This is a genomic window from Halothece sp. PCC 7418 (assembly GCF_000317635.1).
Lineage (GTDB): Bacteria > Cyanobacteriota > Cyanobacteriia > Cyanobacteriales > Rubidibacteraceae > Halothece.
The window spans coordinates 4,005,849-4,030,296 of the sequence record NC_019779.1 but is presented as its reverse complement, the minus strand read 5'-3'; the positions used below and the strand labels follow the sequence as shown (position 1 = coordinate 4,030,296).

The window sequence follows — 24,448 nt, the reverse complement described above, 5'->3', positions numbered from 1 at the left end:
TAATAAGGATTAATGGCTTAGTAGTTGTCAAAAAAGATTTAATCGTGTAAATTATTGACTGATTACAAAATTCAATAATCACGCTGCAAAAATATTAATGAGCCAAACTAATAGTAAACGGCAATCCCAGATCTTGATTATTACAGGAATGCATCGTTCGGGAACATCTTTAGCGACCTCTCTTTTGCACACATCAGGTTTAGATGTGGGAGATTATTTAATGAGTGGTCAATTTGATAATATTAAAGGACATTTTGAAGATTTAGATTTTGTCAAATTTCATGAAGAAGTTCTCGCCTCTAAAGGGATTAGTACCCAAGGTTGGACAACAGAATCAAAGATTGATGTGCCAGAACAGTTTTTAGAGCAAGCTCAAAGCATTATTGAAAAAAAACAGCACAAATTTTTATGGGGATGGAAAGATCCAAGAACCACACTTTTTCTAAATTTTTGGCAAACCTTTTTACCCAATGCGAAGTTTTTATTTATTTATCGTTCGCCATGGGAAGTCATTGATTCTTTATATCGTCGTGGGGATGGAGCATTTCTTAAAAATCCTAATTTAGCCATTGATTTATGGTGCTCTTATAATGAAATTATTTTAGATTTCTGTAATCAAAATCCAGAATCCTGTCTTTTGTCTGATATTGACCATATCATTCACAATGATCAAAGTTTTCTCGAAGAAATACAGCAAAAATTTGGCATTCCTCTCCAACCGAATCAGCTATCTAAAATCTATAATCCCTCTCTATTTAACAACTCAAAATTGGGGAAACATCGCCCCACAATTATTCAGACTCACTTTCCCAAGGCAATAGAAATTTATCAAAAGTTAAATCAAAACTGTACCAATATCTTATCGAATTATAAAAGTGATTGCAATGGGAGAAACTCTCCATTTTCTAATTATCAATCTTGGGTGCTTCAAGACTGGTTAAACCTGCGTCAAAAAGAGCGAGAACTCAAACAGATTGAAACTGAACTAGAACAGACTCAAACTGAACTAGAGAAGAGTCAATCCCAAATCTATCATTATCAAGTTCAGTTAAAAGAAGCACAAACCACCATAATTGCTATGGAAACTAGCAAGTTTTGGAAATTACGGAAACTCTGGTTTAAGTGCAAAAACTTGCTCAAATCTCAACTCTATGTCCACTATTTGAATCAATTAAAGTTAGTTATTTTCTTATCTCTGAAATATGGCATACCTGATACCATTCAAAGGTTAAGGCAAGACTATAAAATTCCTTTGAGTGATGATATTAACTATCAAAAATGGTTAGCACTACATTACCCTAAAAAGTCCGATCTCATGGCAATGGCTGAAAAGTTGAACTCTTTAAAGTATCAACCTGTCATTAGTATCATCATGCCTGTTTTTAACACACCTGAAGCATTTTTAAAGGAATCAATCGAGACCGTCCTCACTCAAGTTTATCCCCACTGGGAGTTATGTATTGCTGATGATGCTTCAACTCAACGTCACATTCGAGATTTATTAAATCACTATCAAGCTCAAGATGCAAGAATAAAAGTTATTTTCAGACCAGAAAATGGTCACATTTCAAAGACCTCTAATTCCGCTTTAGAGTTGGCAACTGGGGAATATATAGCCTTATTAGATCATGATGATTTGCTAACTCCTGATGCCTTATATCAAGTGGTTAAATTCCTCAATCAAACCCCTGAAGCCGATATGATTTATTCTGATGAAGATAAGATTAACGAAGAGGGAAAACTGCAAGATCCATACTTTAAGCCAGACTGGTGTCCCGATTCTTTTTTATCTAGAATGTACACCAACCATTTAGGAATTTATCGTCATCAACTCATTCAAGAAATTGGGGGTTTTCGAGAAGGTTACGAAGGGAGTCAAGACTATGATCTCGTTTTAAGACTGACAGAAAAAACCGATCAGATTTTCCATCTTCCTAAGATTTTATATCATTGGCGGATTCATCCCAACTCAACGGCTGAGAATTTATCTAGTAAAAATTATGCAACGGAGGCAGCTAAAAAAGCTCTGGAGGATGCTTTGAAGAGAAGAGAAGAAAAAGGAAAAATTGTCCCCGTAGAAGGGGGACATCATATTATCAGGTATGAGGTCAAAGACCCTGATTTAGTGAGTATTATTATCCCAACCAAAAATTTAGGAAATGTTCTGAATACTTGTCTGAAGTCTATTTTTGAAAAAACAACTTATCCTCATTATGAAGTATTAGTGATTGATAATGGAAGCACCGAGCAACAGACTAAAAACATTTTTGAATCGTGGAAAATGAGAGAACCGAATCGGTTTAGATATGAAACCCTAGATATTCCTTTTAATTTTTCTAAACTTAATAATTATGGAGTAGAGCAGACAACAGGGAAATATTTGCTTTTCTTGAATAATGATACGGAAGTGATTGATAATGATTGGCTGGAGGCGATGGTCGAACAAGCACAAAGACCAAGCATCGGCGCAGTTGGAGCTTTATTATTACATCAAGATAATACGATACAACACGCTGGTGTCGTCGGAGGCGTTGGTGGTGTCGCTGGACATAGTCATAAATATTATCATGGAGAATCTCATGGTTATTTTAATCAACTTAAAACGAATAATAACTATTCCGCCGTTACCGCAGCTTGTTTAATGTGTCGTCGTGAAGTTTTTCAAAAAGTTGGAGGTTTTGAACCTGAGTTAGCTGTCGCTTTCAATGATGTAGATTTATGCTTTAAGATGCTGAATCAAGGCTACAAAAATATATGCGTCTCTCATGTCAGACTTTATCATTATGAATCTAAAAGTCGTGGTTATGATGACACACCAGAAAAACAAGCAAGGTTTAGCCAAGAGGTCAAATACATGAAATCTAAATGGAAGGAGTTCATTGAACATGACCCTTGCTATAATCCAAATTTAACCAGAGAAAGAGAAGACTTTACAATCGAGATCTAGATTTTTTTATTCTATGAAAAATCAAACTATGAATTCATTGAAAAATCTATTTAATCCGTTGCCAATTCACAAAAAAATAGTGAAAGAAGCGGAAACATCACCAGAACAAGCATTACGGGCGCAAATTGCATCCTCTTATTTATTGGGAAATGGGATTGAGATTGGAGCATTACATTCACCCCTCAATGTTCCACATCATGTCACAGTCAAATATGTTGATCGGATGTCTGTTCCTGAATTAAGAAAGCAATATCCCAAATTAAAGAACTATAAATTAGTGGAAGTTGACATTATTGATGATGGTGAACGTCTCAATTCTATCCCAGATGCTTCTGTTGATTTTGTCATTGCTAATCACATGATTGAACATTGTCAAAATCCAATCAGTGCAATGGAGCAACATTTGAGAGTTTTACGACACCATGGTATTCTCTATATGGCTGTTCCTGATATGCGTTATACTTTTGACCGCGATCGCGCTGTCACCTCTTTAGAACATTTAATTAAAGATTATACCGAAGGCCCTGAATGGTCAATGAAATCTCACTTTGAAGACTGGGTGAGATTAAGAGAAAAAGTTCCTGAAGATCGAGTGACTCCAAGGGTGCAATATTTAATGTCTATTGATTACAGCATCCACTTTCATGTTTGGAGACAAATTGATTTTTTTGAATTGCTGCTTTACTGTCAAAATGATCTATCCTTTCCTTTTGAAATTGAATTGATACAAAAAATAATCAGTTTGAATTTATCGTCATTCTTAGCAAGCAATCGTCTGAACCAGCGATTCCCAGTGGCTTTGAAGATGAAACTTATCTGAGGTTGAATCCAGATGTTGCAGCAGCAGGTATCAACGCCAAAGAACATTACTTAAATCATGGTTTTTATGAAGGGAGACTATACAAATAAAGATTAGACTTCTAACAAGTGAGGAGAAAAGATGATTTGAGTTTCGATACTAAAATCGACAGTTCCTGTTACTAATAAGTCTTGCTCTGGTTGAACCCGAAACATGGCAATATCAAGACAGCGGTGCAAGAAAGTTTCCGAGCCATCAACTAATCCTAATACCCCTGAGTTAAGGAAATAAGTTCCTGGCAAAAGAGAACAGTAAAAATTAAATTCTACTCGCATTATTGTGCCAGGTCGAATTAATTCGATCGCGTCTGTGGGAGAATGAGAAACTGCTCCTCCAAGAGGAATACCGCTATTAGTTTTAATTAACATGGCAAAGCGGACAGCAAAAGCGGGTTCTTTAAATTTAACCGTGTAACAATAGGTATATTTTTTGCCAAGACACAACAAGTTAACCTGCTGTCCCGCTATATTTTTTAAGTACGCCGTCTCAATTGTCGCTCCCCGATCAACGTATGTCACTGTACTTTTTGGAATTAAGTTAGGGTCATAAAAGTCTTCGGAAACTTCCTCAGAAATTGCTGTCGTTTCACGATGATTTGACGGTTTCCCATCAGTTTTATTGCTCTGTGTAGAATCTCGAATACTTTGTTTAATCTCATTGAGTTGAGCAGGTGGAGCGTAAATCAACTTATGATATTTAGAAACAATTAATTTGGGAGTTCCCTGCAACAATAACTCCCCTTGATCTAGTAAAATGGCTGCATTACACAGTTCGATAATAGAACTCGCTGCATGAGAAACAAATAAAACTGTTCCTCCTCGTTCTTGTATGTTTTCAATCCGAGCAAAGCATTTGCGTTGAAAGACTTCATCTCCCACTGCTAACGCTTCATCTACCACTAAAATATCTGGTTCAATAGTGGTTGCAACCGCAAACGCTAAGCGCACAAACATCCCACTGGAATAGGTTTTTACTGGTTGATCCATAAAATCGCCAATATCAGCAAAAGCAGCGATTTCATCAAATTTATTTTCAATTTCTTGACGACTTAACCCTAAAATCTTGCCATTAAAAAAAACATTTTGTCGTCCTGTAAATTCAGGATTGAAACCACTTCCCAATTCCAGTAAGGCGGAAACACGACCTGATACTTTGACCTGACCGTGCGTTGGCGTGAGAGTTCCCACTAAAATTTGTAAGAGGGTGCTTTTTCCTGACCCATTGCGTCCCACTAAGCCCCACGTTTCTCCACGAGGAATTTCTAAGTTAATGTCTTTCAACGCCCAAAACTCATCTCCTCGGGAACGATTTTTGAAGAGTAAATCTTTCAACCGATCGGCGGGATGAGCATAACGCTTAAAACATTTCGAGACATTTTTTAGAGAAACCGCAATCTCACTCATTCTAACCCATGACTCACACCATCCTTAGAATTTTAGCAGATGCTGCCTCTTACCCCTTGGGAACAACACCAAGTTACAAAACATCAGCAAACCCAGACCGTAAACGCTGGTAAACCCACAATCCTCCTGAGAAAATCACTAGGGAAATCACCATTAACATCAACCATTCTCCGCCATGATTGATTTCTCCAATTAAAATCAGATCACGGTACAGTTGCGCGATCGCTGCGATCGGATTTAACCATAACACCCAATCTCTCACAGTTTCGGGAACCACATCAATGGGATAAACAATGGGAGTGAGATAAAACCAAAGATTTAAGACAACCGCTAAGGTTTGGGGAATATCTCGAAAGAAGACGGTTAAACTAGCAGTGAAATAGGCTAGTCCTGAAGTCAATAATAACTGAGGTAGCCAAATTAAGGGTAATAACGCTAATGTTTCATGTAATGTTCCCATTCTCAAGGCGACAAAAATAATGAGAATGATTAAGCCAAATGCACTTTCAATTAAGGTTGAAAACACAGGAACCAAAGGGAGCAAACTTAAGGGAAACACGACTTTTTTCACCAGATTGGTTTGCTCGACGACCGAGTTTGTGGCTTGGGTTAATCCAGTTGTAAATGCAATCCAAGGAACTAATCCTGCAAATAACCATAAGCCAAAAATCAGACTGTTTTCTTCGGGGATTCCTTTCAGACTGAGTTTAACTTTTAAGACAACTGAGAAGACATAAGTATAAATTAAGAGTTGAGAAAGTTGATTGACAACTGACCACAAATTTCCTAATACTGATCCTTTATAGCGTGCCTCTAAGTCTCGCTTGACTAACATTCGGAGCAAATCAAACTTTAAACTCCAGTCTTGAAACTTAGGATTTTTTTTCTGGAAATTAATCATACTTTCTTTCACAATATCTAGTATTTTTCTTAAGTGTTATATTTTTTAATTGTTAATTACCAATCCACTCACTTGGTTCAGCGTCTCCTTGCAAGTTTTTCCGCCTTCCCACAGTATGCAAACAAGGTTGTGATTGTCAATAACTTTCCCCCTGACCAAAAAGATTTAATAACATTAGCAACACAAACCACTCACATTATGGATGCGGGGGGAAATATCGGCTTTGGGAGAGCGTGCAATCTTGGGTTATCTTGGATTTATCATCAGCATCCACAAGCCCTTGTTTGGTTAATTAATCCTGATACTTTTTTTGAGCCTGAAATGATAACAAAGGCTCAATCTTTCTTTTATACTTACCCTGAAATTTCTATTTTAGGGACGCTCATTTACTCAACCGATCATAAAATTTGGTTCGCTGGCGGAAGGTTTAACCCCAAAACAGGAAAAATCGTATCAGAAAACTTACTGCATAGAAACTCTAAAACAGCCTATTCTCTATCAGATTGGGTCAGTGGTTGTAGTCTGATCATTAATCTCAGTCATTTTAAGGAATGTCCGCAATTTAATCCCAATTACTTTCTTTATTACGAAGATTTCGATTTTTGTCAACGCTATCAACAGCAAGGTCATTTAGTTGTAGTAACCGATCAAATCCGAATTACACATCAAGTTTCTGCGATCACAAACCAGAACTTGAGACGCAAGTTTTATCACAGCACTTATAGTTACTTACTCACCTTAGAAAAACATACAAGTCCCATCGTTTTCTATTTGCGTTTAATTCGGATCTTAGTATATAGTCTGATTTTATTCCCAATTAAACGCGCGATCGCGCTTGGTAAAATAACAGGGACATGGCACTATTTCCAAGAGAGATTTTAATCAAGTCAATTGATTTGATGTCATCTGACTAGGCGTTTTATTGAATTGTTGACAGTCTGCTAAATACTCATCAATAACTTGATGGAAACTCTGTTTAATTTCATCAACTGATAAACCATCAAAAACGATAATATCTTTTGTATTAATGACTCGTCCTACTAAAATTTGATCTTCTTCATCATATTCAATAACTGCTTCATATCCTTTATAAATCATCAATCAACTCCTGCTTTTTCTAAAAACTCTCTAAGCACTTTCACTTGATATTTTTTTAATTCCTTTTCAGGATGGGGTGAATGAATATTTAAGGAAATATTATTTAAATCAAAACGCACTCTAGAACCATCACCTTGGGTAACTGTACCTCCTATTCCTTTAATTAAGGTAACAACATCATCCCACACAATATTACGCCGAATCGGTTCACTAAAAATAGCAGCGTAAATTTTACGTTGTTTCCTGTTCATCTAATGATTTTACTATTTTAAAGATTGATCGCGCTTGGTAAAATAACAGGAACATGGCACTATTTCCAACAAAAATTCTTGGCGTGTTTAACCCCCTTCTAATTAATTGTTCAATTTTGATGCAACAGCCGACAGGAATCTCGGCTTATACGCAAAACATCTTACCGTCTTTAGCATCCTTAGAACCGACTCTTCTCGCCTCAGATCCGATCGCGCATTACAATTATTACCCAATTCCTGATCGCTTAAGCCCAGATCATGGAACGATCGCGCATTTCCGTCGCTTGCGGTGGACCCAACAACAACTCCCCCACCTTTACCAGCAATTAAACGCTAGTTTACTCTTTTCTCCCGTCCCCGAATCCCCCTTATATTCCCCCTGTCGGTCTATTGTTACAGTACATGATTTAATTCCCCTGCGTTACCCGAGATGGACATCTCCTCTCACCCCCTATTTTCGCCTTTACATTCCCCAAGTTTTAAAGCAAGCCGAACATATTATTTGCAACTCTCAAGCCACCGCCGATGATATCATTCACTTTTGGGACATCCCCGCCAAAAAAATTACACCGATTTTGCTGGCTTACAATCAACAGCATTTTACTCCTGCTGCTACCTCTCAACATCAGAATTATTTTCTCTATTTAGGACGACATGACCCCCATAAAAACGTGGAACGTCTGATTAATGCTTTTTCACAGGTGTCCGTGTCTGATACGCAACTGTGGTTAGCCGGTCCGACTGATTCTCGTTATACGCCAAAATTAAAACAGCAGGTGGAAGCATTAGGACTGCGCGATCGCGCTGATTTTCTTGATTACATTCCCTATAACCAGTTACCCGATCTGATTAGAAATGCAACCGCTTTAGTCTTTCCGAGTCTCTGGGAAGGCTTCGGTTTCCCCGTTTTAGAAGCGATGGGCTGTGGAACACCTGTGATTACCTCCAATTGTTCCGCTTTACCCGAAGTGGCTGGAGATGCTGCCATTTTAATCGATCCCACCAATACCGATGACATGACAAACGCCATGACGACAATTGCTAAAGATTCTCATTTGCGATCGAAGTTGCGGGAACAAGGATTAAAACGCGCGTCTCAGTTTAGTTGGGAAAAAACAGGACAAGCAACAGTTGAACTTCTCAGAGAATTTTTATAGTAGAATCTGGCTCAATTAAGAGATAATGAACAGGTTGCTGTCAAAAATAGAGAAATGCTGGTGTCTCCTTGGAAAATCCCCCTATTTTTCGGAACTTTACTGCTATTACTCAGTCATGAAGTTCGTCCCATTCAAGCGCAATCAAACTTATACAATCCTCTGATTCTCCCGTTGAATCGTTCCATTAGTGATCGACTGTCTGCGAAAGATATTCCCACAGGAGAAGGGGGGTTTGCGCGAGACTATCAAGTCAACTTGCAAAAAGGCGATCAAGTCTCCATTGATGTGAAATCAGAAGACTTTGACAGTATTGTCTTACTCATTGCGTCCGATGGAACAACCGTTGCGGAAAACGATGACGGTCCCGATGGAACAACCAATTCCCTCCTCTTTACTCGCATTACCGAATCAGGGCGTTATATTATTCGTGTGCGTGCTTTTGGTCAAACTGGAGGCGGACGCTTTACCTTGAAACTAACCCGTTTACAGCCTGTGGAAGAAGAATAAGTGGGAATCATTTATGACAAAATTGTTGATTAGCAACGATGATGGCATTTTTGCGCTAGGAATCCGAACCTTAGCCAATACGCTTGCAGAAAAAGGATATGATGTGACAGTGGTCTGTCCCGATCGAGAACGATCAGCCACTGGACATGGTTTAACTCTCCATCAACCGATTCGCGCTAATGTTGTGGATAGTATCTTTCATCCTTCTGTTACCGCTTGGTCTTGTTCGGGAACGCCCTCAGACTGCGTAAAATTTGCCCTCAGCGCCCTTTTAGAGTCTTCTCCAGACTTTGTTCTCTCTGGAATTAATCATGGGTCAAATTTAGGAACAGATATTCTCTATTCGGGAACCGTTTCTGCTGCAATGGAAGGAACCATTGATGGGATTCCCAGTCTTGCGATTAGTTTAGCCAGTTATACCTCCACTGAGTTTACAATTGCAGCACAGGTGACCAGTCAACTTTTAGAAAAGTTACCCCCAATTCCTGAAGGAACATTACTCAACGTGAATATTCCTGCGGTTTCTCAAGCAGAGATTGCGGGAATGATGCTAACTCGTCAAGGGTTACGACGCTACATCGAACAATTTGAAAAACGGCTTGATCCACGGGGGAAAAGTTATTATTGGCTAGCGGGAGAAGCCATTGAAGATATTCCCCAACCCGAAGCCAAGCATCTTCCCTCTGATGTTCCCACGGATGTAGAAGCGATCAAACAGAATTATGTCACGATTACGCCTCTTGAGTTTGATTTAACCAATGCCAAGAGTTTTCTGGCGTTACAGAATCAAGGAATTGATGACATTATAGGATAAATTAGCACCAATGAGAAAAATCTTGATGAAACTGCTGCAAGCTGAGTAACTGAATCTGTTGATGATCTTGGGCTTGTTGGCGCGATCGCGCGGTATTATAGCCCCATGCTGCTAAAAACAGGCGTACTGCATCTAATTCTGGGGAATCAGCCACAGAAAGCAAGGTTTTCAACCGATCTTCCACAAACCACAGCCAAGGCTGATCATGCTTTTGGCTTAAACTGGTTAATGTCTTGCGTTTGGGTTGCTGAGACTCTTTTCCCATGATGTGATCACTGGGAAAACGGATTCCTTGTTCTGCCAGTAATGTTCTCGCAAATCGCCCTTCTTTCGTGGTGATAATATAAACTTGTGTCGTTGCTTCCTTGAGAATTGCTTGTAAGCGAGGAATGACCCCAGGATAAAACTGGTGATGGGCTAGCCAATCTTGAGGATTAGTTTCAATCCAATGATCGCGCTTTTCATCTAAGAGTCGCGCCATTTCCTGCTGAGTTAACCCATTTTGCTCTAACGTTTCCGTTACCACCGCCGACCAATTTTCTAAAATGCTTGCATCTGTCATTCCTTCCTGCAGCGATCTTAGCAATAAAGGCATTTCCCAGCCTGTTTCAATCACTGATCGCAATTGATAAAAACGCGGTCTCAGCGTCTCTAAATCAACCTCTGATCCCTCCCAAATCTCAGTGTAAACGCGCCAACTACTTTCAAGATATTCGGCGCGACCATCGCACAATACGCCATCAAAATCTAAGGCGAGGACTCCAGGACCTTTCAACTTTGACACAACCACCCATCCCTTGCAATCAACATGACTCCATCAATTTTAGAGTAACGATCAAACAGAAAAGCATTGTGCTGAGGGAGTTCAACTGGGGTGCTAGGATTCGAACCTAGGAATGGCGAGACCAAAACCCGCTGCCTTACCGCTTGGCTACACCCCAATGGGCTGGCTTGCAAACCTCTATTAATATAGCAAGGGATTTTTTGAGATGTCAAGGGGAAATCTAAAATTTTTTCCGTTGATTTCCATTGAAATCAAAAAAGAGGAAACACTGTTTCCCCTTCTTGATCTCTTGCTATGATTTTATCTAAACGGGCTTGGGAGGATTCGAACCCCCGACACCGTGGTCCGTAGCCACGTGCTCTAGTCCACTGAGCTACAAGCCCGCGCGTCAGCCTTTCAGCCAACAGTAATTAAATATAACACAAACTTCAGCAATGACACAAGGGGAAAATCCAAATCATTTTCAATCTGACAAAATGACCCATCTGGATCAGCATGGAGAAGCCCGCATGGTGGACGTTTCAGAGAAAGCCGTCACCAAACGCAGCGCGATCGCGCAAGGACAAATCCGAATGTTATCACAAACCCTAGAGACCATTGAAGCAGGAAACGCCCCGAAAGGAGATGTTTTAGCCAGCGCCCGTCTCGCTGGGATTATGGCTGCAAAACAAACCGCCCAACTGATCCCTCTGTGTCATTCTTTACCCTTACAAAACGTAAAAGTTGATTTAACTCCTGATCCAGACTTACCCGGTTATCACATTCAAGCAGAAGTGATCACCACCGCACAAACGGGAGTAGAAATGGAAGCCCTAACCGCCGTTTCTGTTACCGCTCTTACCCTATATGATATGGCCAAAGCCCTAGAAAAAACGATGACCATTGAGTCGATTCAGGTGGTTAAGAAAACCGGTGGAAAATCATCCTTTATGAAGGAGTAAATTTTTCATAATCCTAAGGTATATTTGAATGCTGTATCAATGTCTGATGTTGGTAGAGAACCAATCACACGATAGATTGCAGAAACTGTAATTGTTGCCAAGTTATCCGTCATCACAACTGAATCCGTGAGTAAACCAGATTGTTTTCCCTGTGGAGAGTTGAGTAAAACTGTGACACGACTCGGATGTCCCGCTCGAAACATTCGGCTAGTAATCATAGCAACGATAATTTGTGACAATTCGGTTTGTAAGTGATTCCGTTGCACAACGAGGACAGGTCGCGTTTTAGCAGAGGTTAAGTTAGAGTTTGGAAACAGCACCAAAGCCACATCACCGCGTTTAACTGTTACTTTGGGCTGCGTCATAATCATCGTAAATACTCATTTCAGGACTCTCCCAATCTTCTGAAAAAGAGGCAAAACTTTCCCGTAAAATCTGAGCTTCTTTTTCCTCAATTCCTTGTGCTTTCAGATCAATTTGCTCTCCTTCCATAAAGGTAACAATAACCCGAGTTCCTTCTGGTACAGACTTCGGATCTTCCATCAGTTGAATTTGACCTTTGTGATAAATGCCTTCGATACTAGTTAGCATTTTGAAACCTCTCCAACCTGTATTATTTTGATTTTCAGCTTATCGCAATCATTTTTGACGCAGGGAAGACAACCATTTCCAGATCTGTAATAACTTCTCTTCTAACCAGACTAAAGCGCGATCGAGCACTTCTAAAATTCGGGCTAGGATATGTTTTTCATATCCCATGGAAACCGCTTCTGTGTGTAACCAGTCCGAACTTTGATCCGATTCGGTTTCTGCTTGCGGAAGGGGGTTTGACACTGCAAAATCCTCGCTGAGGTAACGAGTGATAGCAACAGTAAAATCTTCCTTTTCATGATGATGGGTTGTTCCCGATGGTAAGGCGGGAGGGGATTCATCATCTCCAAAAAGATCCGCGCGAGTTAACCAGGGTTCATTGGAAAATTCCGCTTCAGGGGGAGAAGATGTGAGGCGAGAATTAGGATTACCAAAAAAGTGATCAATTGCAGCTTGAATCAACTGTTGAACGGTAAACGGATCTTGATCCGCTTCTTGCATCCGCTTCAGATAACAGCCAACGGGAGAATTTTGAATCCTTCCTTTTCCTTGTTCGATGACCCGCTCAATGGGTTTTAGCAGTTTTGGACGTGAATTGACTGTTTTTTCACCACTGCTATCTCCAGTCAAAGTGTTTTCAGGATTCACCCCATAAAAATAATCCACTGCGGATCGAATGAGGGCGAGAATTCCATTTTGATCCTCTGTTGCGTCAAGGTTGGTTTTCCACTGTCGAATCTTGTCGATGACGGGACTCAGTTGAGTATTTTCCCAGCGTGAAAGGGCGCGATCAAGCTGATCTAACAGTCCAGTTTTTGCAGGAAACGGTGGCTTTTGAGAAATTGCTTCATAACCCGAGGTCAAACTTAACTGTGACTCTTGAAACCAGTTTAAGCGTTTGGCTAAAGGACTGGTTTGAATCCAAATCATTAATTTTGATAACCAATGGACGGGATGAAAACGTCCTTTTTTCGGTTGAGACGCAACCCGCCACCACCAAGGTTGCTGCATCTGTTCATAACATTCTAGGAGAATTTTCATCCGTTGTTTGAGTTGTTCGTGTTGAGTTTCGGAGAGGAGATCAACAGCTTGATTTTCTGTGGTGACTAAGACCAGTTTTCCTGTTTCGAGATAGGTTGCGATGCCTTGAATGAGATAATGTTGGGTTGAGTTGGATTTCTTGTTCGAGAGAAATGAGAGGGTCTTGAAAAATCCTTGCTGTTGCGGTGAAGCTGGAACAGTTATATGAGGCTGTGTGGAAGAAGTCTCCTGTTGTCGCCAAAATTGCAGTTTTTCCCCCAGACTACGGCGGGTTGGTGGAAGGGGATACAGGTGATAGGGCGTTCCCTCTAACCAAGGATGCAGACTATTTAAGATGACAGCAGTGGGTTGGCTTCCCACAGAAGCGGTTTCTTTCTCTTCAGCAGGAGACAGCAGTTTAACCGCTTTGCTTTGCAGTTGTTTACTAACGACAGTAGAAGTTTGAACTAGTAAGTAAAGGGGATAAGCGAGGATCTGGATTCCCCAAACCGTGGCGGTTTGCAGTTTTCGGAAACCCATTTTTGCGCGATCGCCGACTCGTAACCATTGGCGATTGACAAAGTTCAGGATTCGACTTTTATAGGGGCGATCGGAATTCGACACAGAAGACATCTACTGACTTAGCCTAAAACAACAATATTAAGCGATAGCTGCTCATGCTATATAATTTTGTCAGGTAATGACAAGGAAATTTTATGGCACAACAACGGATACTTTCGGGAGTTCAACCGACCGGAAATCTTCATTTAGGAAACTACTTAGGCGCAATTCGGAATTGGGTCGAAACTCAACAAGAATATGATAACTTCTTTTGCGTTGTTGATCTTCATGCCATTACTGTTCCCCATAACCCAGAAACCCTCGCTCAAGATACTTATACCATTGCAGCGTTGTATCTTGCTTGTGGCATTGATTTGAATTATTCCACCATTTTTGTCCAATCTCATGTCAGCGCCCATAGTGAACTCGCTTGGTTATTAAATTGTATTACCCCCTTAAACTGGTTAGAACGGATGATTCAGTTTAAGGAAAAAGCTGTTAAACAAGGGGAAAATGTCAGTGCGGGTTTGCTCGATTATCCAGTTCTAATGGCAGCAGATATCTTATTATATGATGCGGATAAAGTTCCCGTTGGAGAAGATCAAAAACAGCATTTAGAGTTAACCCGAAATATCGCCCTCCGCGTGAATGATCAATTCGGTAAAAAAGACGAACCCGTTTTAAAACTTCCCACCCCATTAATTCGTCCTGAAGGCGCACGGGTGATGAGTTTACTGGATGGGACGAAAAAAATGTCAAAATCTGACCCGTCTGAGATGAGTCGGATTAATTTACTTGATCCCCCTGATCTGATTCAAAAGAAAATTAAACGCTGTAAAACTGATCCCGTTAAAGGGTTAACTTTTGATGATCCCGAACGTCCCGAATGCGATAATTTATTAAGTCTTTATATGCTATTATCCAGTCAAAGTAAAGAAACGGTTGCAGCGGAATGTCAGGATATGGGTTGGGGACAGTTTAAACCTTTGTTAGCAGAAGCAACAGTGGAAGCCTTACGTCCGATTCAGGAAAAATATCAGCAATTGATGACCGAAGAAGGCTATCTTGATTCCGTGTTAAAAGAAGGACAAGAAAAAGCCAGCGCGATCGCGCAACAAACGCTTTCTCGGGTCAAAAATGCTCTCGGTTATCTTCCCCCTTTTTAAGATCAAAAACTCAGAATTCATCGGTTAGGGGAGAAACACAGTTACCGTTTCGTCGCTCTGTTTCTGAAATAAACGGCTAGTTTAAAGGAGCGACGATTCTCCATTGAATAATTTTCTACCTCACCACACTAGAAAATATTATATCTTAATTACTAAAAAGTAGAATGCGAATTTTTATTACAGGTGCAAGTGGCTGCATTGGTCACTATATTGCTGAATATTTAATTAATAATACCGACCACGAATTATTTTTTTTAGTGCGAAATCCTGCCAAAGTTCAGTTTGATTCGGAAGCGCGATCGCGCCTTCATATCCTCACGGGTGATTTAGAAGAAATCCATCAGTTTGAAGCGTTATTAAAAACCATTGATGTCGCTATTTTAGCAGCAACTATTTGGGGAGGAGAAACGGAAACCTTTCGGATTAATGTAGATCGCACTCTTGACCTTTTAGACTTATTAGACCTTGAAACTTGTCAGCAAGTTATTTATTTTTCCACCGCCAGTATTCTGGATTATCATCATCACCCCTTAAAATCGGCGGGAGAAGTAGGAACAGAATATATTCGCTCTAAATATCAATGTTATTTCAAAATTAAACAACATCCCCTTGCTTCCAAATTAACTATTGTTTTCCCCACTTTAGTCTTAGGAGGCGATGAAAATAAACCCTATTCTCATATTTCTTCAGGACTACCAGAAGTCTCAAAATGGGTAAATTTAGCTCGTTGGTTAAAAGCAGATGGCAGTTTTCATTTTATCCATGCCCAAGATATTGCGACCACAGTTAATTATTTAATTCATCATCCCTCATCGGATCAAAACACCAGAGAATTTGTTCTAGGTAGGACAAAAGTAACTGCAAATCAATTAATTGAAAGTTTATGTTCGTACTTAAATAAACCGATTTATTTTCGGATTCCGTTATCTCTAACTCTAGCCAATTTCTTGATTGTTTTATTTCGGATTGAAATGGCGCAATGGGATCGCTTTTGTCTGCAATATCGGCATTTTAGTCATGAAAACCCAGTCAACCCCGAAACGTTCGGCTTAACTCCATATTGCCCCACACTGACTGATGTGTTTAAACTCCATCATCAAAAACGTTAAAATAAAACGGAAAGTTAGATAAAAGTTAGCAAAACTAGAATTTTGCCAGTTGTGAGAAGCAATTTCTTCTCCGAAAACGTTTAGAAAGCAGTAATCAGATGGTAAAAACTCCTCAAACGAACTCTCAAACAAGACAGCAATGGCGGGAAGAGATTACGGCGCTACCGTCTTGGTTAAAACGCCCCATTGGGAATGCCAGCGAAATTTCAACTGTGCAACAGGTGGTGAAACAGCGTGATATTCACACCATCTGTGAAGAAGGGCGTTGTCCGAACCGAGGAGAATGTTATAGTAACAAAACGGCAACGTTCCTCTTAATGGGAGCAACTTGCACCAGAGCCTGTGCATTTTGTCAAGTGGATAAAGGTCATGCGCCGATGATCCTTGACCCCGAAGAACCCCAAAAAGTGGCGGAAGCAGTAGAAGCATTAGGCTTAAAATATGCGGTATTAACTTCAGTGGCGCGAGATGATCTCGAAGATGGGGGCGCGAGTTGGTTTGTGAAGACCATGGAAGCGATTTGGGAACGCTCCCCAGAGACTGGAATTGAGGTGTTAACGCCTGATTTTTGGGGCGGAAAAGATTCAGACTTAAAACAGCGCGATCGCGTGGCAACAGTGGTCGCAGCGAAACCCGCTTGTTATAATCACAACGTTGAAACAGTTCCTCGTTTACAGGGACCTGTGCGTCGGGGGGCAAAATATGACCGTTCCCTCGCAGTGTTAAAAATTGTAAAAGAAATTGACCCTAGTCTTCCCACGAAATCAGGGCTAATGTTGGGGCATGGGGAGACGGAAGAAGAAGTCATTGAGACCCTGCAAGACTTACGCGCGATCGACTGCGATCGCGTAACAATTGGACAATATATGCGCCCTTCCCTAGAACACCGCCCTGTGCAAAAATATTGGACACCAGAGGAATTTGATCGTCTCGGCGCGATCGCGCAAGAAATGGGATTTGGTCATGTCCGTTCCGGTCCTCTTGTGCGTAGTTCTTATCACGCTGGAGAAGCTGATTAATTTCTCATTTGACCGATTAAAAAAAGGAAGAAAAAACTATGGCAAAAACATCTGCTGATAAAATGCCAGTCCCTCAATCTGGTGAACCCCCCTATCGTTTTCGCACGATTTGGGCGTTAATCCTACTCGTCGGTAATCTCATTGTTGCTGGCATTTATTTCCACGTCCTGAATATATAACCACCGGTGATCCACTCCCCTCAATCTCTTTTCATCAAAAGGGCGAGGGGGGTTTTCTGGGTGCTTACATTAACTCTTCACTTATATAATTAATTAAGTAGATGAATTGCTTTTTAATTTCCATCGATCGGATCATGAAATATTAAGAATTCTGAAGTTAAGATAAGAAAAATAAAGAAGTCAGTTTTTTGTAACGCTATGCTCTGATCCCAAAGATATAGGAACTAAACTCTCTATTAGGACGACAGGGTGTAATAATTACTTACTCGCCTCATCCCAACAATAGCAGTATCAAATTCGTTTGAACAAACTTGTTATGACTAGCTTTACTCAAATTTCCCACCCTAAATCCGATCAAGAAGCCTCTGTCTGGATTCGTGGTTTACTAACCGTGGCTTGGGCAGACGGAGACTTTGACATCGAAGAAAAACATCTCATTACCAAAATCACCAAGGAAGAGTTAACCCCTGATCTCGAACTGAATAAAATTGATTTAATCAGCCCTGAAGAACTAGCAGCAACCCTTGGGAAAGATAAGGCAGTTGCCGAAAACTTCCTCCGCACAGCAGTCATGGTTGCGGTCGCTGACGGGGTTTACTCTCGCCCAGAAGCAGACTTATTGAATTCTTTCTGTGCAGCCCTTGACCTAGAAGTGGAAGCCCTAAAAAGCCTAGAACATACCCTTTACAACCGCGAATCGGAAGAATCAGGGGCGAGTGTTTCCATTACTCAAGATCCACAGCAAGATCACCCTGATCATCCTCATTCTGATATCTTAAAGCCCGTGCGAGATTGGCTGGATGGAATGGAAGTGGATGATCCGCGTGTCGCCAGATTTATTTGTAAATTAGTACCTTCACAATGTCCATTTGAACGAGATATCAGACTATTTGGGCACAAACTGGTTCACATCCCCCCATTATGCAAGTTGAATCCCCTTTATGAACAATTAGTGGGACTCCGTTTCCGTGCACTATCCTTCCTTGCTGATGAGTGCAATGAAGATGTGTCTAAATACACTTAATCAGTAACTCTAGCACGGTTCACTCTCGTAAGGTACATTCTAAATTTTTGTTCTTGGTTCTTGGTTTATTGTTCACTGGTCACTGGTCAAGGTTTTGGGCATAAGCCTGCACCTCCCGAATCGAGAAGAGTGATTGGAAAGGAATCCCTTGTTTTTCATAGAGTTCTTTTCCCCCTTGTTCGCGGTCAAGAATCGCTACAATCTGACTCACCGCATACCCCGCAGCTTGCAGTTGTTCCACCGCAAATAACGCCGATTGACCAGTGGTGACCACATCTTCTAAAACCACAACTTTCGCCTTGGCGGGAAGGGTTTTTCCTTCCAGATAAGCATTTGTACCGTGTCCTTTCGGCTTTTTACGGACAATAATGCCAGGCAAAGGACAATTTTCATAAGCCGATACCACCGTCACTGCACTAACTAACGGATCAGCCCCTAGGGTTAAGCCAGCAACGGCTTGTGTATCTGGAGATAAGATAGAGAGAAACAAGTGTCCAATGGCAAATGCTCCCTCTGCACTCAAAGAAACGGGTTTGCTATTGACGTAATAAGAACTTTTTTGTCCGGAAGAAAGGGTAAAGTCTCCTTCTTGATAGGCTTCCGTGGCGATTAAATGCAGTAAGGTTTCTTTTAATTGCTCTAAATTTTGTTCCTTTACTAGTTTCAATTGTCAAGTTCCATTATTAATTCTTAAATTATCCCACCAAGCCTGAACGTAAAGCCCGAACCGCAGCTTGTGTCCGATCATCAGCACAAAGTTTGTTTAAGATATTGCGAACGTGAGTTTTCACCGTTCCCACGGTGATATAGAGTTTTTCGGCAATTTCTGCATTACTTGCCCCTTCTACAATCAGTTGTAGCACTTCTAATTCTCGTTCCGTGAGGGGATAGGCTTCAACCAATTGTTCATATTCTGGTTCAGCAGCACTGATTTGTCGGGTTTTTTCCTCTTCTTCGTGGGAAGAAATAGTTTTCGCTTGGGAAATGACAACACGCGCGATCGCGGGATCAATCCAAGAACTCCCGTCTTTCGTCACTCGCAAGGCTTCTAACAGTAAGTCAAAGCTGATATCTTTCATGCAGTAAGAATCAGCACCCGCAGCAAACGCAGCTAACACATACTCTTGGCTATCTTGCAGCGTCAGAATTAAAATTTTGACATCTTTGAGGGCTTCGTTTTCCGCTTGGGCTTGCTTAAATTGGCTGGTCAACTCAATTCCATCCATATCGGGCAAACCAATATCAACGATCGCGACATCTGGCTGTTTCTCTTCAATGAGTGCCAAGCCCTCTTTTGCATTAACCGCTTCCCCTAAAAATGCGACTTCACCCCGTTGTTCTAGCGCAGTGCGAATGCCAACGCGAGTCAAATCATGGTCTTCAATTAAAATGACTCTAATATTACTCATTTTTCACGGCTTCCCATCTCTGACATTAACCTTGCAGCTTTGCTAAGGGCTGCTGACCAACCAGTGGACATACTTCCCAAAAATCATATCATATTTGTGGAGACCTTCTATGGAAGTTTTTTAAGATCCCATTTCTAATGATAGATACTGTTGCGGAGAAATTATCCAGACCTGATCAACTATGAATTTAACACTGATTGATTTATTGGTGATTGCAGGGGAAGTCATCTTGTTGGCGATCGCGTTTTCTCTGCTGCTTTGGGGGATGAATTTATGCTTCCAACGACTGAAACAAATTCCGAGATTACAGTTCCAACAGCAACTTCTCACGACCCTGCAAACAATCAATGTGAAACTCTTTTTGTCTCTATGGCTGGTTTTCAGTCTTGGGGTCATGGGAATGAATGTCGTCTTACTATGGAACGGTCATTCTTTGTTACCGACGACCCTTGCTGTATTTAATCAACTGTCTCCGCGTTTTTGGCTAGATTTTAGTATCAGTCTTCTTCCAAGCGCGATCGCGATCATAACCGTCATCGTCATTAATAAACCGCTACGAAAACTCTTAGACCGCATCAGCAGACGGCTTCAAGATTGGGATCAATTTACCGATAACGACTTCAGCATTGATCAATTTTTCCAAGTTTTAAAGCTCCATCTCAACAACAGTCTCTGGTTAACCGCCTTTCTCATCTGCACTCTTGCTTTTGATCTACAAGCCTTGGGCGAAATCCTCTTCACCATCCTCAAAATCTATCTCATTGTCGCCCTTGGTTTACTGATTTTGAAGATTCCCCCAGCGATTGTCGATACACTGGATGCGTTTAGTGAAGCCTACTTTAATCGCAATGCTGCTTTACGGTCTTATGCCCAACTGAGAACCCTGATTCCCTTTTTAATTAGCTGCCTTGAATATACCATCATTATTGGAACAACTGCTTTCGCGATCGCGCAAATCGAACCCTTAGTCGGTCTTTCCCAAATTGGGGTTAAAGGGATTCGGATTTTGGGAATTATTCTTGCGGGAAGAATTTTAATTGAGTTTAGTAACTTGTTTGTGGTGCAACTGTTCGTTGGGAAAAAAAGACTCGGAGAGGGAGAACGCAAACGACGCTTAACATTTATTCCGATCCTCCAAAGTTTTCTCAAATATGGGATTTATGTCTGGTTAGGCATTTTGGCCCTAGCAACCATTGGGATTGATCCTGCTCCGATTTTAGCTGCTGCGGGGCTTTTGGGGCTTGCGGTTGGGTTAGGGGCGCAAAATTTAGTCAATGATACGGTCAGTGGATTTTTTATCCTCTTTGAAAACTACTATCTCGTCGGGGATTATATTAAGCTAGAAAAAGCAGAAGGGCTGGTTGAGGCGATCGAGCTTCGCAATACTCGCATTCGACATCCCAACGGTCAACTCCAAATTATTCGCAATGGCGATATCAAATCCATTAGTAATTACTCGCGAGAATATATTTACGCTGTGATTGATGTTGGCGTTGCTTACGATTCAGATTTAAATGTAGTCTATCAAGTTCTAGAAGAAGTGGGAGAGGAGATTCAACAACGGTTTCCCAATGATGTGTTAGAACCGACGAAAGTGGATGGCTTAGAAGAATTTGGGACATTACAGTTAATGGTTCGTGCTGTTACTAAACTCAAACCCAATAACAGCCGTCGCGGGGTTCACGATGACATTCAAGGGGAGTTACGGAAAATGGTGAAAGAAGCCTTTGATCGGGAAGGAATTGTTATCCCTATCCCGCAAAATATTGGCGTTATTGCTGAGAATCAGAACAGTGACCAGTGACCAGTGACCAGTAATCAGTGACCAGTGACCAGTGACCAGTAATCAGTGACCAAATAACGAAGAACGAAGAACAAAGAACAAAGAACGAAGAACAAAGAACAAAGAACAAAGAACAAAGAACAAAGAACTTCAATTATTCACAAAACTATAGATGGTTTGCGGGGTGAGATGGTGACAGACAAGAGAAGGCTTTTCACCGTGCTGATGAGGCTCACGATTGAGTTTAACTTGTAATCCTGTCATCGGATCATCTCCAGGGGAAATCAAAAATTCAATTCGCTTCACTTCTTCCCAACTGGCGATTTCATCCAGAATTTTACAGATGGCGATGACATAGGGATGACCAGAATTAGTGTACCAATCGGGGTTTGCTACATTGGGTTGATCAAAGCCAAAATGAACCGTTAGATCAGGGGTTCCAAACAGCGCGATCGCGACAGGACGGGCTTCTTCTTGCACTAAAAGATGATAATCATTAGCTAATTCCCGCAAGCGTTCTAATCGTTGATACCGATCAGTCACTGATTGCAAATTATCTCGCCAATCGATCGCGACACTTGCCAAATAGGTTTGCAGCAACAGATGACCCAATTTTTTCGCTTTTGTAGCAAGATATACAGAATTATAATCGGTGGCTTCAATCAGCAAGGGAACACGCTCTACAATTTCTAAACCATACCCTTTCAACCCTGCAATTTTGCGAGGATTATTGGTAATGAGGCGAATCTGTTTAATTCCCAAATCATTGAGCATTTGCGCCCCCATCCCATAGTCTCTTAAATCAGCAGGAAACCCGAGACGTTCATTGGCTTCTACAGTATCTAAGCCCATATCTTGCAGTGAATAGGCTTTTAACTTATTCAATAAGCCAATCCCGCGCCCTTCTTGACGCAGATAAACCACAACCCCTTTTCCAGCGTTTTCAATCATTTTTAGGGCTGCTTGCAGTTGCATCCGACAGTCACAGCGCATTGATCCGAGAGCATCCCCAGTGAGACATTCGGAGTGCATCCGTACCATTACGGGTTGATCTGAAAACGTGCTGGGATCACCTTTGACAATCGCGATATGTTCGCTGTCGTCAAGTTGATTACGGTAGGCGTAGATTTGAAAATCGCCAAACTGAGTGGGTAGTTGACAAATGGTTTCTCTATACACAAAGCGATCGTGTTGTAAGCGGTAACTAATTAAATCAGCAATACTAATCAGTTTCAGATGATGCTTTTGGGCATACTCTGCGAGTTCAGGCAAACGCGCCATTGACCCATCAGGATTTTGAATTTCACAGATCACTCCCGCAGGAGTCAATCCTGATAAGCGACATAAATCAATCGCTGCTTCAGTATGTCCGGCTCGTTTTAAGACTCCTCCTTCTTTCGCCCGAATCGGGAAAACATGACCAGGACGGGTCAGATCTTCGGGGCGAGAGGTGGGATTGATGGCAATTTGAATCGTGCGGGCGCGATCTTCGGCGGAAATGCCTGTGGTTGTCCCCAAATGTTTCGCTGCATCAATGCTGACCGTAAACGCCGTCTGATTACTATCAGTGTTTTTACTCACCATTAACGGTAAATCAAGGGTATCGAGTCGCTCACCACTCATAGCGAGACAAATTAAGCCTCGCGCTTCCACAGCCATAAAGTTAATCATGGGTGGAGTAGCAAATTGAGCAGCACAAATCAGATCGCCTTCATTTTCGCGGTTTTCATCATCCACGACGACAATGGGGCGACCGGAACGGAAGTCAGCCAGTGCTTCTTCGATGGGGTCAAATTCTATGGGATAGGTTGCTTGCGAATCCACTATCAAGAGTTAAACGCTCTAATGTAAACTTTTTTAAAAGATTTCTGTTTCGATTGTATCCTGTTTAGCAGCGCGATCGCTATGTTAGTGGGTAGTGAGTAGTGGGTAGTTTTTTCTTCTTTACCATCCACTGGTCACTGATCACTGATGGGGTCGAAATTGTTGAGCAACTGCACTGACTAGGGTTTCTCGGGGTAAAAAGCGGGGAATATTGACAATTAATTGATTCGGTAATCCTCCTGTGACCACATTGGCTTGTTGTTTGTCGAAGGCTTCTAAAGCAGCTTTGACGACTGCTTCGGGAGAGGTGTAATTTTGTTGGGCTGATGCAACGGCAGAATCGGGAAAGTTAGCCACTTTAAAAAATTCAGTTTCAGTGGGACCCGGACAAACACAAGTGACTGTAATACCAGCATCTCGATTTTCTGCCCAAATGGCTTCACTAAAACTGAGGACAAAGGCTTTTGTTGCTGCATAGATTGACATATAGGGGAGAGGTTGAAACCCCGCGATCGAAGAAATATTAATAATTCCGCCAGTCCCCTTTTCCCGCATCGGAGACAGGAAAAGATGGGTCAAAGCTGTCAAAGATGTAATATTTAGTTGAATCATCTCTAGTTGTTTATCCAGAGAGGAGTCTGCAAAGACACCATAGTCTCCAAAGCCAGCATTGTTAATGAGTAAGTCAATATTCATCTCTTTGCTAGTCACAATGTTGAAAAGATTTTGTGCTGCGTTGGTTGCAGTTAAATCTTGAGGAATGACTTCTGTTGTAATGTTGTGGCTGCTTTGGAGATTGTTTGCTAATTGCTCCAGTTTGTCCTGAGAACGAGCAACCAACACTAGGTTATAACCACGCTCAGCCAATGTTTGGGCAAAAGCATAACCAATTCCAGAGGATGCACCAGTGACAAGGGCAGTTTTCATTGTTATCCTGATTGTAAAGTTTCTTTAAGTTTATCATCTCCTTTACCATCGCTTCAAAAGAGGGCTGAAGTAGGATTTTTAGCATTATTCATTATGTATCGTGATCAGAGAAAAATTTTGTCAGAGTTAACACATAAAATAAGTTACGGTTGGAATCTTGACAAAACTTGTAAT

25 protein-coding genes and 2 tRNA genes are annotated in these 24,448 nt (G+C 41.2%); 13 read left to right on the top strand and 14 right to left on the bottom strand.

Annotation, left to right across the window (positions count from 1 at the left end; all coding sequences use genetic code 11):
- Positions 1 to 97 precede the first annotated feature (97 nt).
- Positions 98 to 2,947, top strand: coding sequence for a glycosyltransferase (locus PCC7418_RS18495; RefSeq protein ID WP_015227710.1), 2,850 nt, complete (start codon positions 98 to 100; stop codon positions 2,945 to 2,947).
- 79 nt (positions 2,948 to 3,026) lie between these two features.
- A complete protein-coding gene (locus PCC7418_RS18490; RefSeq protein ID WP_216086655.1) occupies positions 3,027 to 3,767 on the top strand; it encodes a methyltransferase domain-containing protein in 741 nt (246 codons plus the stop codon).
- Positions 3,768 to 3,859: 92 nt separating this feature from the next.
- Here the strand turns inward: PCC7418_RS18490 and PCC7418_RS18485 are convergent, their stop codons facing one another.
- Together PCC7418_RS18485 and PCC7418_RS18480 are read right to left on the bottom strand one after the other, a co-directional pair.
- Positions 3,860 to 5,209 carry an ABC transporter ATP-binding protein gene (locus PCC7418_RS18485; RefSeq protein ID WP_015227708.1) on the bottom strand — a complete coding sequence of 450 codons (1,350 nt, stop codon included), beginning with the start codon at positions 5,207 to 5,209 and terminating at the stop codon, positions 3,860 to 3,862.
- A 73-nt stretch (positions 5,210 to 5,282) separates the two neighbouring features.
- Entirely contained in the window at positions 5,283 to 6,110 is an 828-nt protein-coding gene (locus tag PCC7418_RS18480) for an ABC transporter permease (protein ID WP_015227707.1), read from the bottom strand.
- Between the two features lie 33 nt (positions 6,111 to 6,143).
- Here PCC7418_RS18480 and PCC7418_RS18475 point away from each other — a divergent pair, with 33 nt between their 5' ends.
- Positions 6,144 to 6,992 (top strand): glycosyltransferase family 2 protein, encoded by an 849-nt coding sequence (locus PCC7418_RS18475; protein WP_015227706.1) that lies wholly within the window; start codon positions 6,144 to 6,146, stop codon positions 6,990 to 6,992.
- Here PCC7418_RS18475 and PCC7418_RS18470 read toward each other — a convergent pair whose 3' ends face one another.
- Both PCC7418_RS18470 and PCC7418_RS18465 read right to left on the bottom strand, forming a co-directional pair.
- A complete protein-coding gene (locus tag PCC7418_RS18470; RefSeq protein ID WP_015227705.1) occupies positions 6,993 to 7,208 on the bottom strand; it encodes a type II toxin-antitoxin system HicB family antitoxin in 216 nt (71 codons plus the stop codon).
- Positions 7,208 to 7,459, bottom strand: coding sequence for a type II toxin-antitoxin system HicA family toxin (locus PCC7418_RS18465; RefSeq protein WP_015227704.1), 252 nt, complete (start codon positions 7,457 to 7,459; stop codon positions 7,208 to 7,210). The genes PCC7418_RS18470 and PCC7418_RS18465 overlap by 1 nt, the downstream gene beginning before the upstream one ends.
- Before the next feature lie 53 nt (positions 7,460 to 7,512).
- Here PCC7418_RS18465 and PCC7418_RS18460 point away from each other — a divergent pair, with 53 nt between their 5' ends.
- From PCC7418_RS18460 to surE, 3 genes are read left to right on the top strand one after another with little or no spacing between them, the layout of a single operon-like run.
- Positions 7,513 to 8,616: a glycosyltransferase family 1 protein gene (locus tag PCC7418_RS18460; RefSeq protein WP_015227703.1), complete on the top strand. Its 1,104-nt coding sequence runs from the start codon at positions 7,513 to 7,515 to the stop codon at positions 8,614 to 8,616.
- A 54-nt stretch (positions 8,617 to 8,670) separates the two neighbouring features.
- Positions 8,671 to 9,123: a PPC domain-containing protein gene (locus PCC7418_RS18455; RefSeq protein ID WP_015227702.1), complete on the top strand. Its 453-nt coding sequence runs from the start codon at positions 8,671 to 8,673 to the stop codon at positions 9,121 to 9,123.
- 13 nt (positions 9,124 to 9,136) lie between these two features.
- Positions 9,137 to 9,937 carry a 5'/3'-nucleotidase SurE gene (surE, locus tag PCC7418_RS18450; protein ID WP_015227701.1) on the top strand — a complete coding sequence of 267 codons (801 nt, stop codon included), beginning with the start codon at positions 9,137 to 9,139 and terminating at the stop codon, positions 9,935 to 9,937.
- A gap of 1 nt (position 9,938) precedes the next feature.
- Here surE and PCC7418_RS18445 read toward each other — a convergent pair whose 3' ends face one another.
- The 3 genes from PCC7418_RS18445 to PCC7418_RS18435 form a co-directional block, all read right to left on the bottom strand.
- Positions 9,939 to 10,721, bottom strand: a complete 783-nt coding sequence (locus PCC7418_RS18445; RefSeq protein WP_235620723.1) for an HAD family hydrolase — start codon at positions 10,719 to 10,721, stop codon at positions 9,939 to 9,941.
- A gap of 85 nt (positions 10,722 to 10,806) precedes the next feature.
- A tRNA-Gln gene (locus PCC7418_RS18440) sits at positions 10,807 to 10,878 on the bottom strand.
- 152 nt (positions 10,879 to 11,030) lie between these two features.
- A tRNA-Arg gene (locus tag PCC7418_RS18435) sits at positions 11,031 to 11,104 on the bottom strand.
- Positions 11,105 to 11,155: 51 nt separating this feature from the next.
- Between PCC7418_RS18435 and moaC the strand changes: the two genes are divergently transcribed.
- Positions 11,156 to 11,662, top strand: coding sequence for a cyclic pyranopterin monophosphate synthase MoaC (moaC, locus tag PCC7418_RS18430; protein WP_015227699.1), 507 nt, complete (start codon positions 11,156 to 11,158; stop codon positions 11,660 to 11,662).
- A gap of 5 nt (positions 11,663 to 11,667) precedes the next feature.
- On the opposite strand, the gene PCC7418_RS18425 is transcribed toward moaC, so the two are convergent.
- The 3 genes from PCC7418_RS18425 to PCC7418_RS18415 are packed head-to-tail and all read right to left on the bottom strand — an operon-like array spanning position 11,668 to position 13,906.
- Complete coding sequence (locus PCC7418_RS18425) at positions 11,668 to 12,027, bottom strand: type II toxin-antitoxin system PemK/MazF family toxin (RefSeq protein ID WP_041596805.1); 360 nt, start codon at positions 12,025 to 12,027, stop codon at positions 11,668 to 11,670.
- Complete coding sequence (locus PCC7418_RS18420; protein ID WP_015227697.1) at positions 12,002 to 12,253, bottom strand: hypothetical protein; 252 nt, start codon at positions 12,251 to 12,253, stop codon at positions 12,002 to 12,004. Before PCC7418_RS18420 ends, PCC7418_RS18425 begins: the two co-directional genes overlap by 26 nt.
- A 48-nt stretch (positions 12,254 to 12,301) precedes the next feature.
- A complete protein-coding gene (locus PCC7418_RS18415) occupies positions 12,302 to 13,906 on the bottom strand; it encodes a hypothetical protein (RefSeq protein WP_015227696.1) in 1,605 nt (534 codons plus the stop codon).
- A gap of 83 nt (positions 13,907 to 13,989) precedes the next feature.
- On the opposite strand from PCC7418_RS18415, the gene trpS reads away from it, so the two are divergent.
- From trpS to PCC7418_RS18390, 5 genes are all read left to right on the top strand, one after another.
- Entirely contained in the window at positions 13,990 to 15,000 is a 1,011-nt protein-coding gene (gene trpS / locus PCC7418_RS18410) for a tryptophan--tRNA ligase (RefSeq protein WP_015227695.1), read from the top strand.
- A gap of 164 nt (positions 15,001 to 15,164) precedes the next feature.
- Positions 15,165 to 16,109: an NAD(P)-dependent oxidoreductase gene (locus tag PCC7418_RS18405; RefSeq protein ID WP_015227694.1), complete on the top strand. Its 945-nt coding sequence runs from the start codon at positions 15,165 to 15,167 to the stop codon at positions 16,107 to 16,109.
- A 98-nt stretch (positions 16,110 to 16,207) separates the two neighbouring features.
- Complete coding sequence (gene lipA / locus PCC7418_RS18400) at positions 16,208 to 17,128, top strand: lipoyl synthase (protein WP_015227693.1); 921 nt, start codon at positions 16,208 to 16,210, stop codon at positions 17,126 to 17,128.
- Between the two features lie 38 nt (positions 17,129 to 17,166).
- Positions 17,167 to 17,307, top strand: coding sequence for a photosystem I protein PsaX (locus tag PCC7418_RS18395; RefSeq protein WP_015227692.1), 141 nt, complete (start codon positions 17,167 to 17,169; stop codon positions 17,305 to 17,307).
- 316 nt (positions 17,308 to 17,623) lie between these two features.
- Entirely contained in the window at positions 17,624 to 18,331 is a 708-nt protein-coding gene (locus tag PCC7418_RS18390; protein WP_015227691.1) for a Mo-dependent nitrogenase C-terminal domain-containing protein, read from the top strand.
- A gap of 79 nt (positions 18,332 to 18,410) precedes the next feature.
- Here the strand turns inward: PCC7418_RS18390 and pyrE are convergent, their stop codons facing one another.
- On the bottom strand, positions 18,411 to 18,998 hold the full coding sequence (gene pyrE / locus PCC7418_RS18385; RefSeq protein WP_015227690.1) for an orotate phosphoribosyltransferase: 588 nt from the start codon (positions 18,996 to 18,998) through the stop codon (positions 18,411 to 18,413).
- Between the two features lie 28 nt (positions 18,999 to 19,026).
- The gene (locus tag PCC7418_RS18380) at positions 19,027 to 19,740 is read right to left on the bottom strand and encodes a response regulator transcription factor (protein WP_015227689.1); all 714 of its coding nucleotides are present in this window, start codon (positions 19,738 to 19,740) and stop codon (positions 19,027 to 19,029) included.
- A 181-nt stretch (positions 19,741 to 19,921) separates the two neighbouring features.
- Between PCC7418_RS18380 and PCC7418_RS18375 the strand changes: the two genes are divergently transcribed.
- Positions 19,922 to 21,544 (top strand): mechanosensitive ion channel family protein, encoded by a 1,623-nt coding sequence (locus PCC7418_RS18375; protein WP_015227688.1) that lies wholly within the window; start codon positions 19,922 to 19,924, stop codon positions 21,542 to 21,544.
- Between the two features lie 129 nt (positions 21,545 to 21,673).
- Here the strand turns inward: PCC7418_RS18375 and ribBA are convergent, their stop codons facing one another.
- Positions 21,674 to 23,347, bottom strand: a complete 1,674-nt coding sequence (gene ribBA, locus PCC7418_RS18370; RefSeq protein ID WP_015227687.1) for a bifunctional 3,4-dihydroxy-2-butanone-4-phosphate synthase/GTP cyclohydrolase II — start codon at positions 23,345 to 23,347, stop codon at positions 21,674 to 21,676.
- Positions 23,348 to 23,488: 141 nt separating this feature from the next.
- Positions 23,489 to 24,274 (bottom strand): SDR family oxidoreductase, encoded by a 786-nt coding sequence (locus tag PCC7418_RS18365; RefSeq protein ID WP_015227686.1) that lies wholly within the window; start codon positions 24,272 to 24,274, stop codon positions 23,489 to 23,491.
- Between the last annotated feature and the right edge of the window lie 174 nt (positions 24,275 to 24,448).

Coding starts and splice junctions, on each gene's coding strand:
- PCC7418_RS18405 (WP_015227694.1), top strand. CDS start 15,165: ATGCGAATTTTTATTACAGGTGCAAGTGGCTGCATTGGTCACTATATT.
- PCC7418_RS18380 (WP_015227689.1), bottom strand. CDS start 19,740: ATGAGTAATATTAGAGTCATTTTAATTGAAGACCATGATTTGACTCGC.
- PCC7418_RS18395 (WP_015227692.1), top strand. CDS start 17,167: ATGGCAAAAACATCTGCTGATAAAATGCCAGTCCCTCAATCTGGTGAA.
- PCC7418_RS18425 (WP_041596805.1), bottom strand. CDS start 12,027: ATGACGCAGCCCAAAGTAACAGTTAAACGCGGTGATGTGGCTTTGGTG.
- trpS (WP_015227695.1), top strand. CDS start 13,990: ATGGCACAACAACGGATACTTTCGGGAGTTCAACCGACCGGAAATCTT.
- PCC7418_RS18390 (WP_015227691.1), top strand. CDS start 17,624: ATGACTAGCTTTACTCAAATTTCCCACCCTAAATCCGATCAAGAAGCC.
- PCC7418_RS18485 (WP_015227708.1), bottom strand. CDS start 5,209: ATGAGTGAGATTGCGGTTTCTCTAAAAAATGTCTCGAAATGTTTTAAG.
- surE (WP_015227701.1), top strand. CDS start 9,137: ATGACAAAATTGTTGATTAGCAACGATGATGGCATTTTTGCGCTAGGA.
- PCC7418_RS18415 (WP_015227696.1), bottom strand. CDS start 13,906: ATGTCTTCTGTGTCGAATTCCGATCGCCCCTATAAAAGTCGAATCCTG.
- PCC7418_RS18365 (WP_015227686.1), bottom strand. CDS start 24,274: ATGAAAACTGCCCTTGTCACTGGTGCATCCTCTGGAATTGGTTATGCT.
- PCC7418_RS18495 (WP_015227710.1), top strand. CDS start 98: ATGAGCCAAACTAATAGTAAACGGCAATCCCAGATCTTGATTATTACA.
- PCC7418_RS18420 (WP_015227697.1), bottom strand. CDS start 12,253: ATGCTAACTAGTATCGAAGGCATTTATCACAAAGGTCAAATTCAACTG.
- moaC (WP_015227699.1), top strand. CDS start 11,156: ATGACACAAGGGGAAAATCCAAATCATTTTCAATCTGACAAAATGACC.
- PCC7418_RS18480 (WP_015227707.1), bottom strand. CDS start 6,110: ATGATTAATTTCCAGAAAAAAAATCCTAAGTTTCAAGACTGGAGTTTA.
- PCC7418_RS18465 (WP_015227704.1), bottom strand. CDS start 7,459: ATGAACAGGAAACAACGTAAAATTTACGCTGCTATTTTTAGTGAACCG.
- PCC7418_RS18455 (WP_015227702.1), top strand. CDS start 8,671: ATGCTGGTGTCTCCTTGGAAAATCCCCCTATTTTTCGGAACTTTACTG.
- PCC7418_RS18375 (WP_015227688.1), top strand. CDS start 19,922: ATGAATTTAACACTGATTGATTTATTGGTGATTGCAGGGGAAGTCATC.
- PCC7418_RS18460 (WP_015227703.1), top strand. CDS start 7,513: ATGGCACTATTTCCAACAAAAATTCTTGGCGTGTTTAACCCCCTTCTA.
- PCC7418_RS18470 (WP_015227705.1), bottom strand. CDS start 7,208: ATGATTTATAAAGGATATGAAGCAGTTATTGAATATGATGAAGAAGAT.
- lipA (WP_015227693.1), top strand. CDS start 16,208: ATGGTAAAAACTCCTCAAACGAACTCTCAAACAAGACAGCAATGGCGG.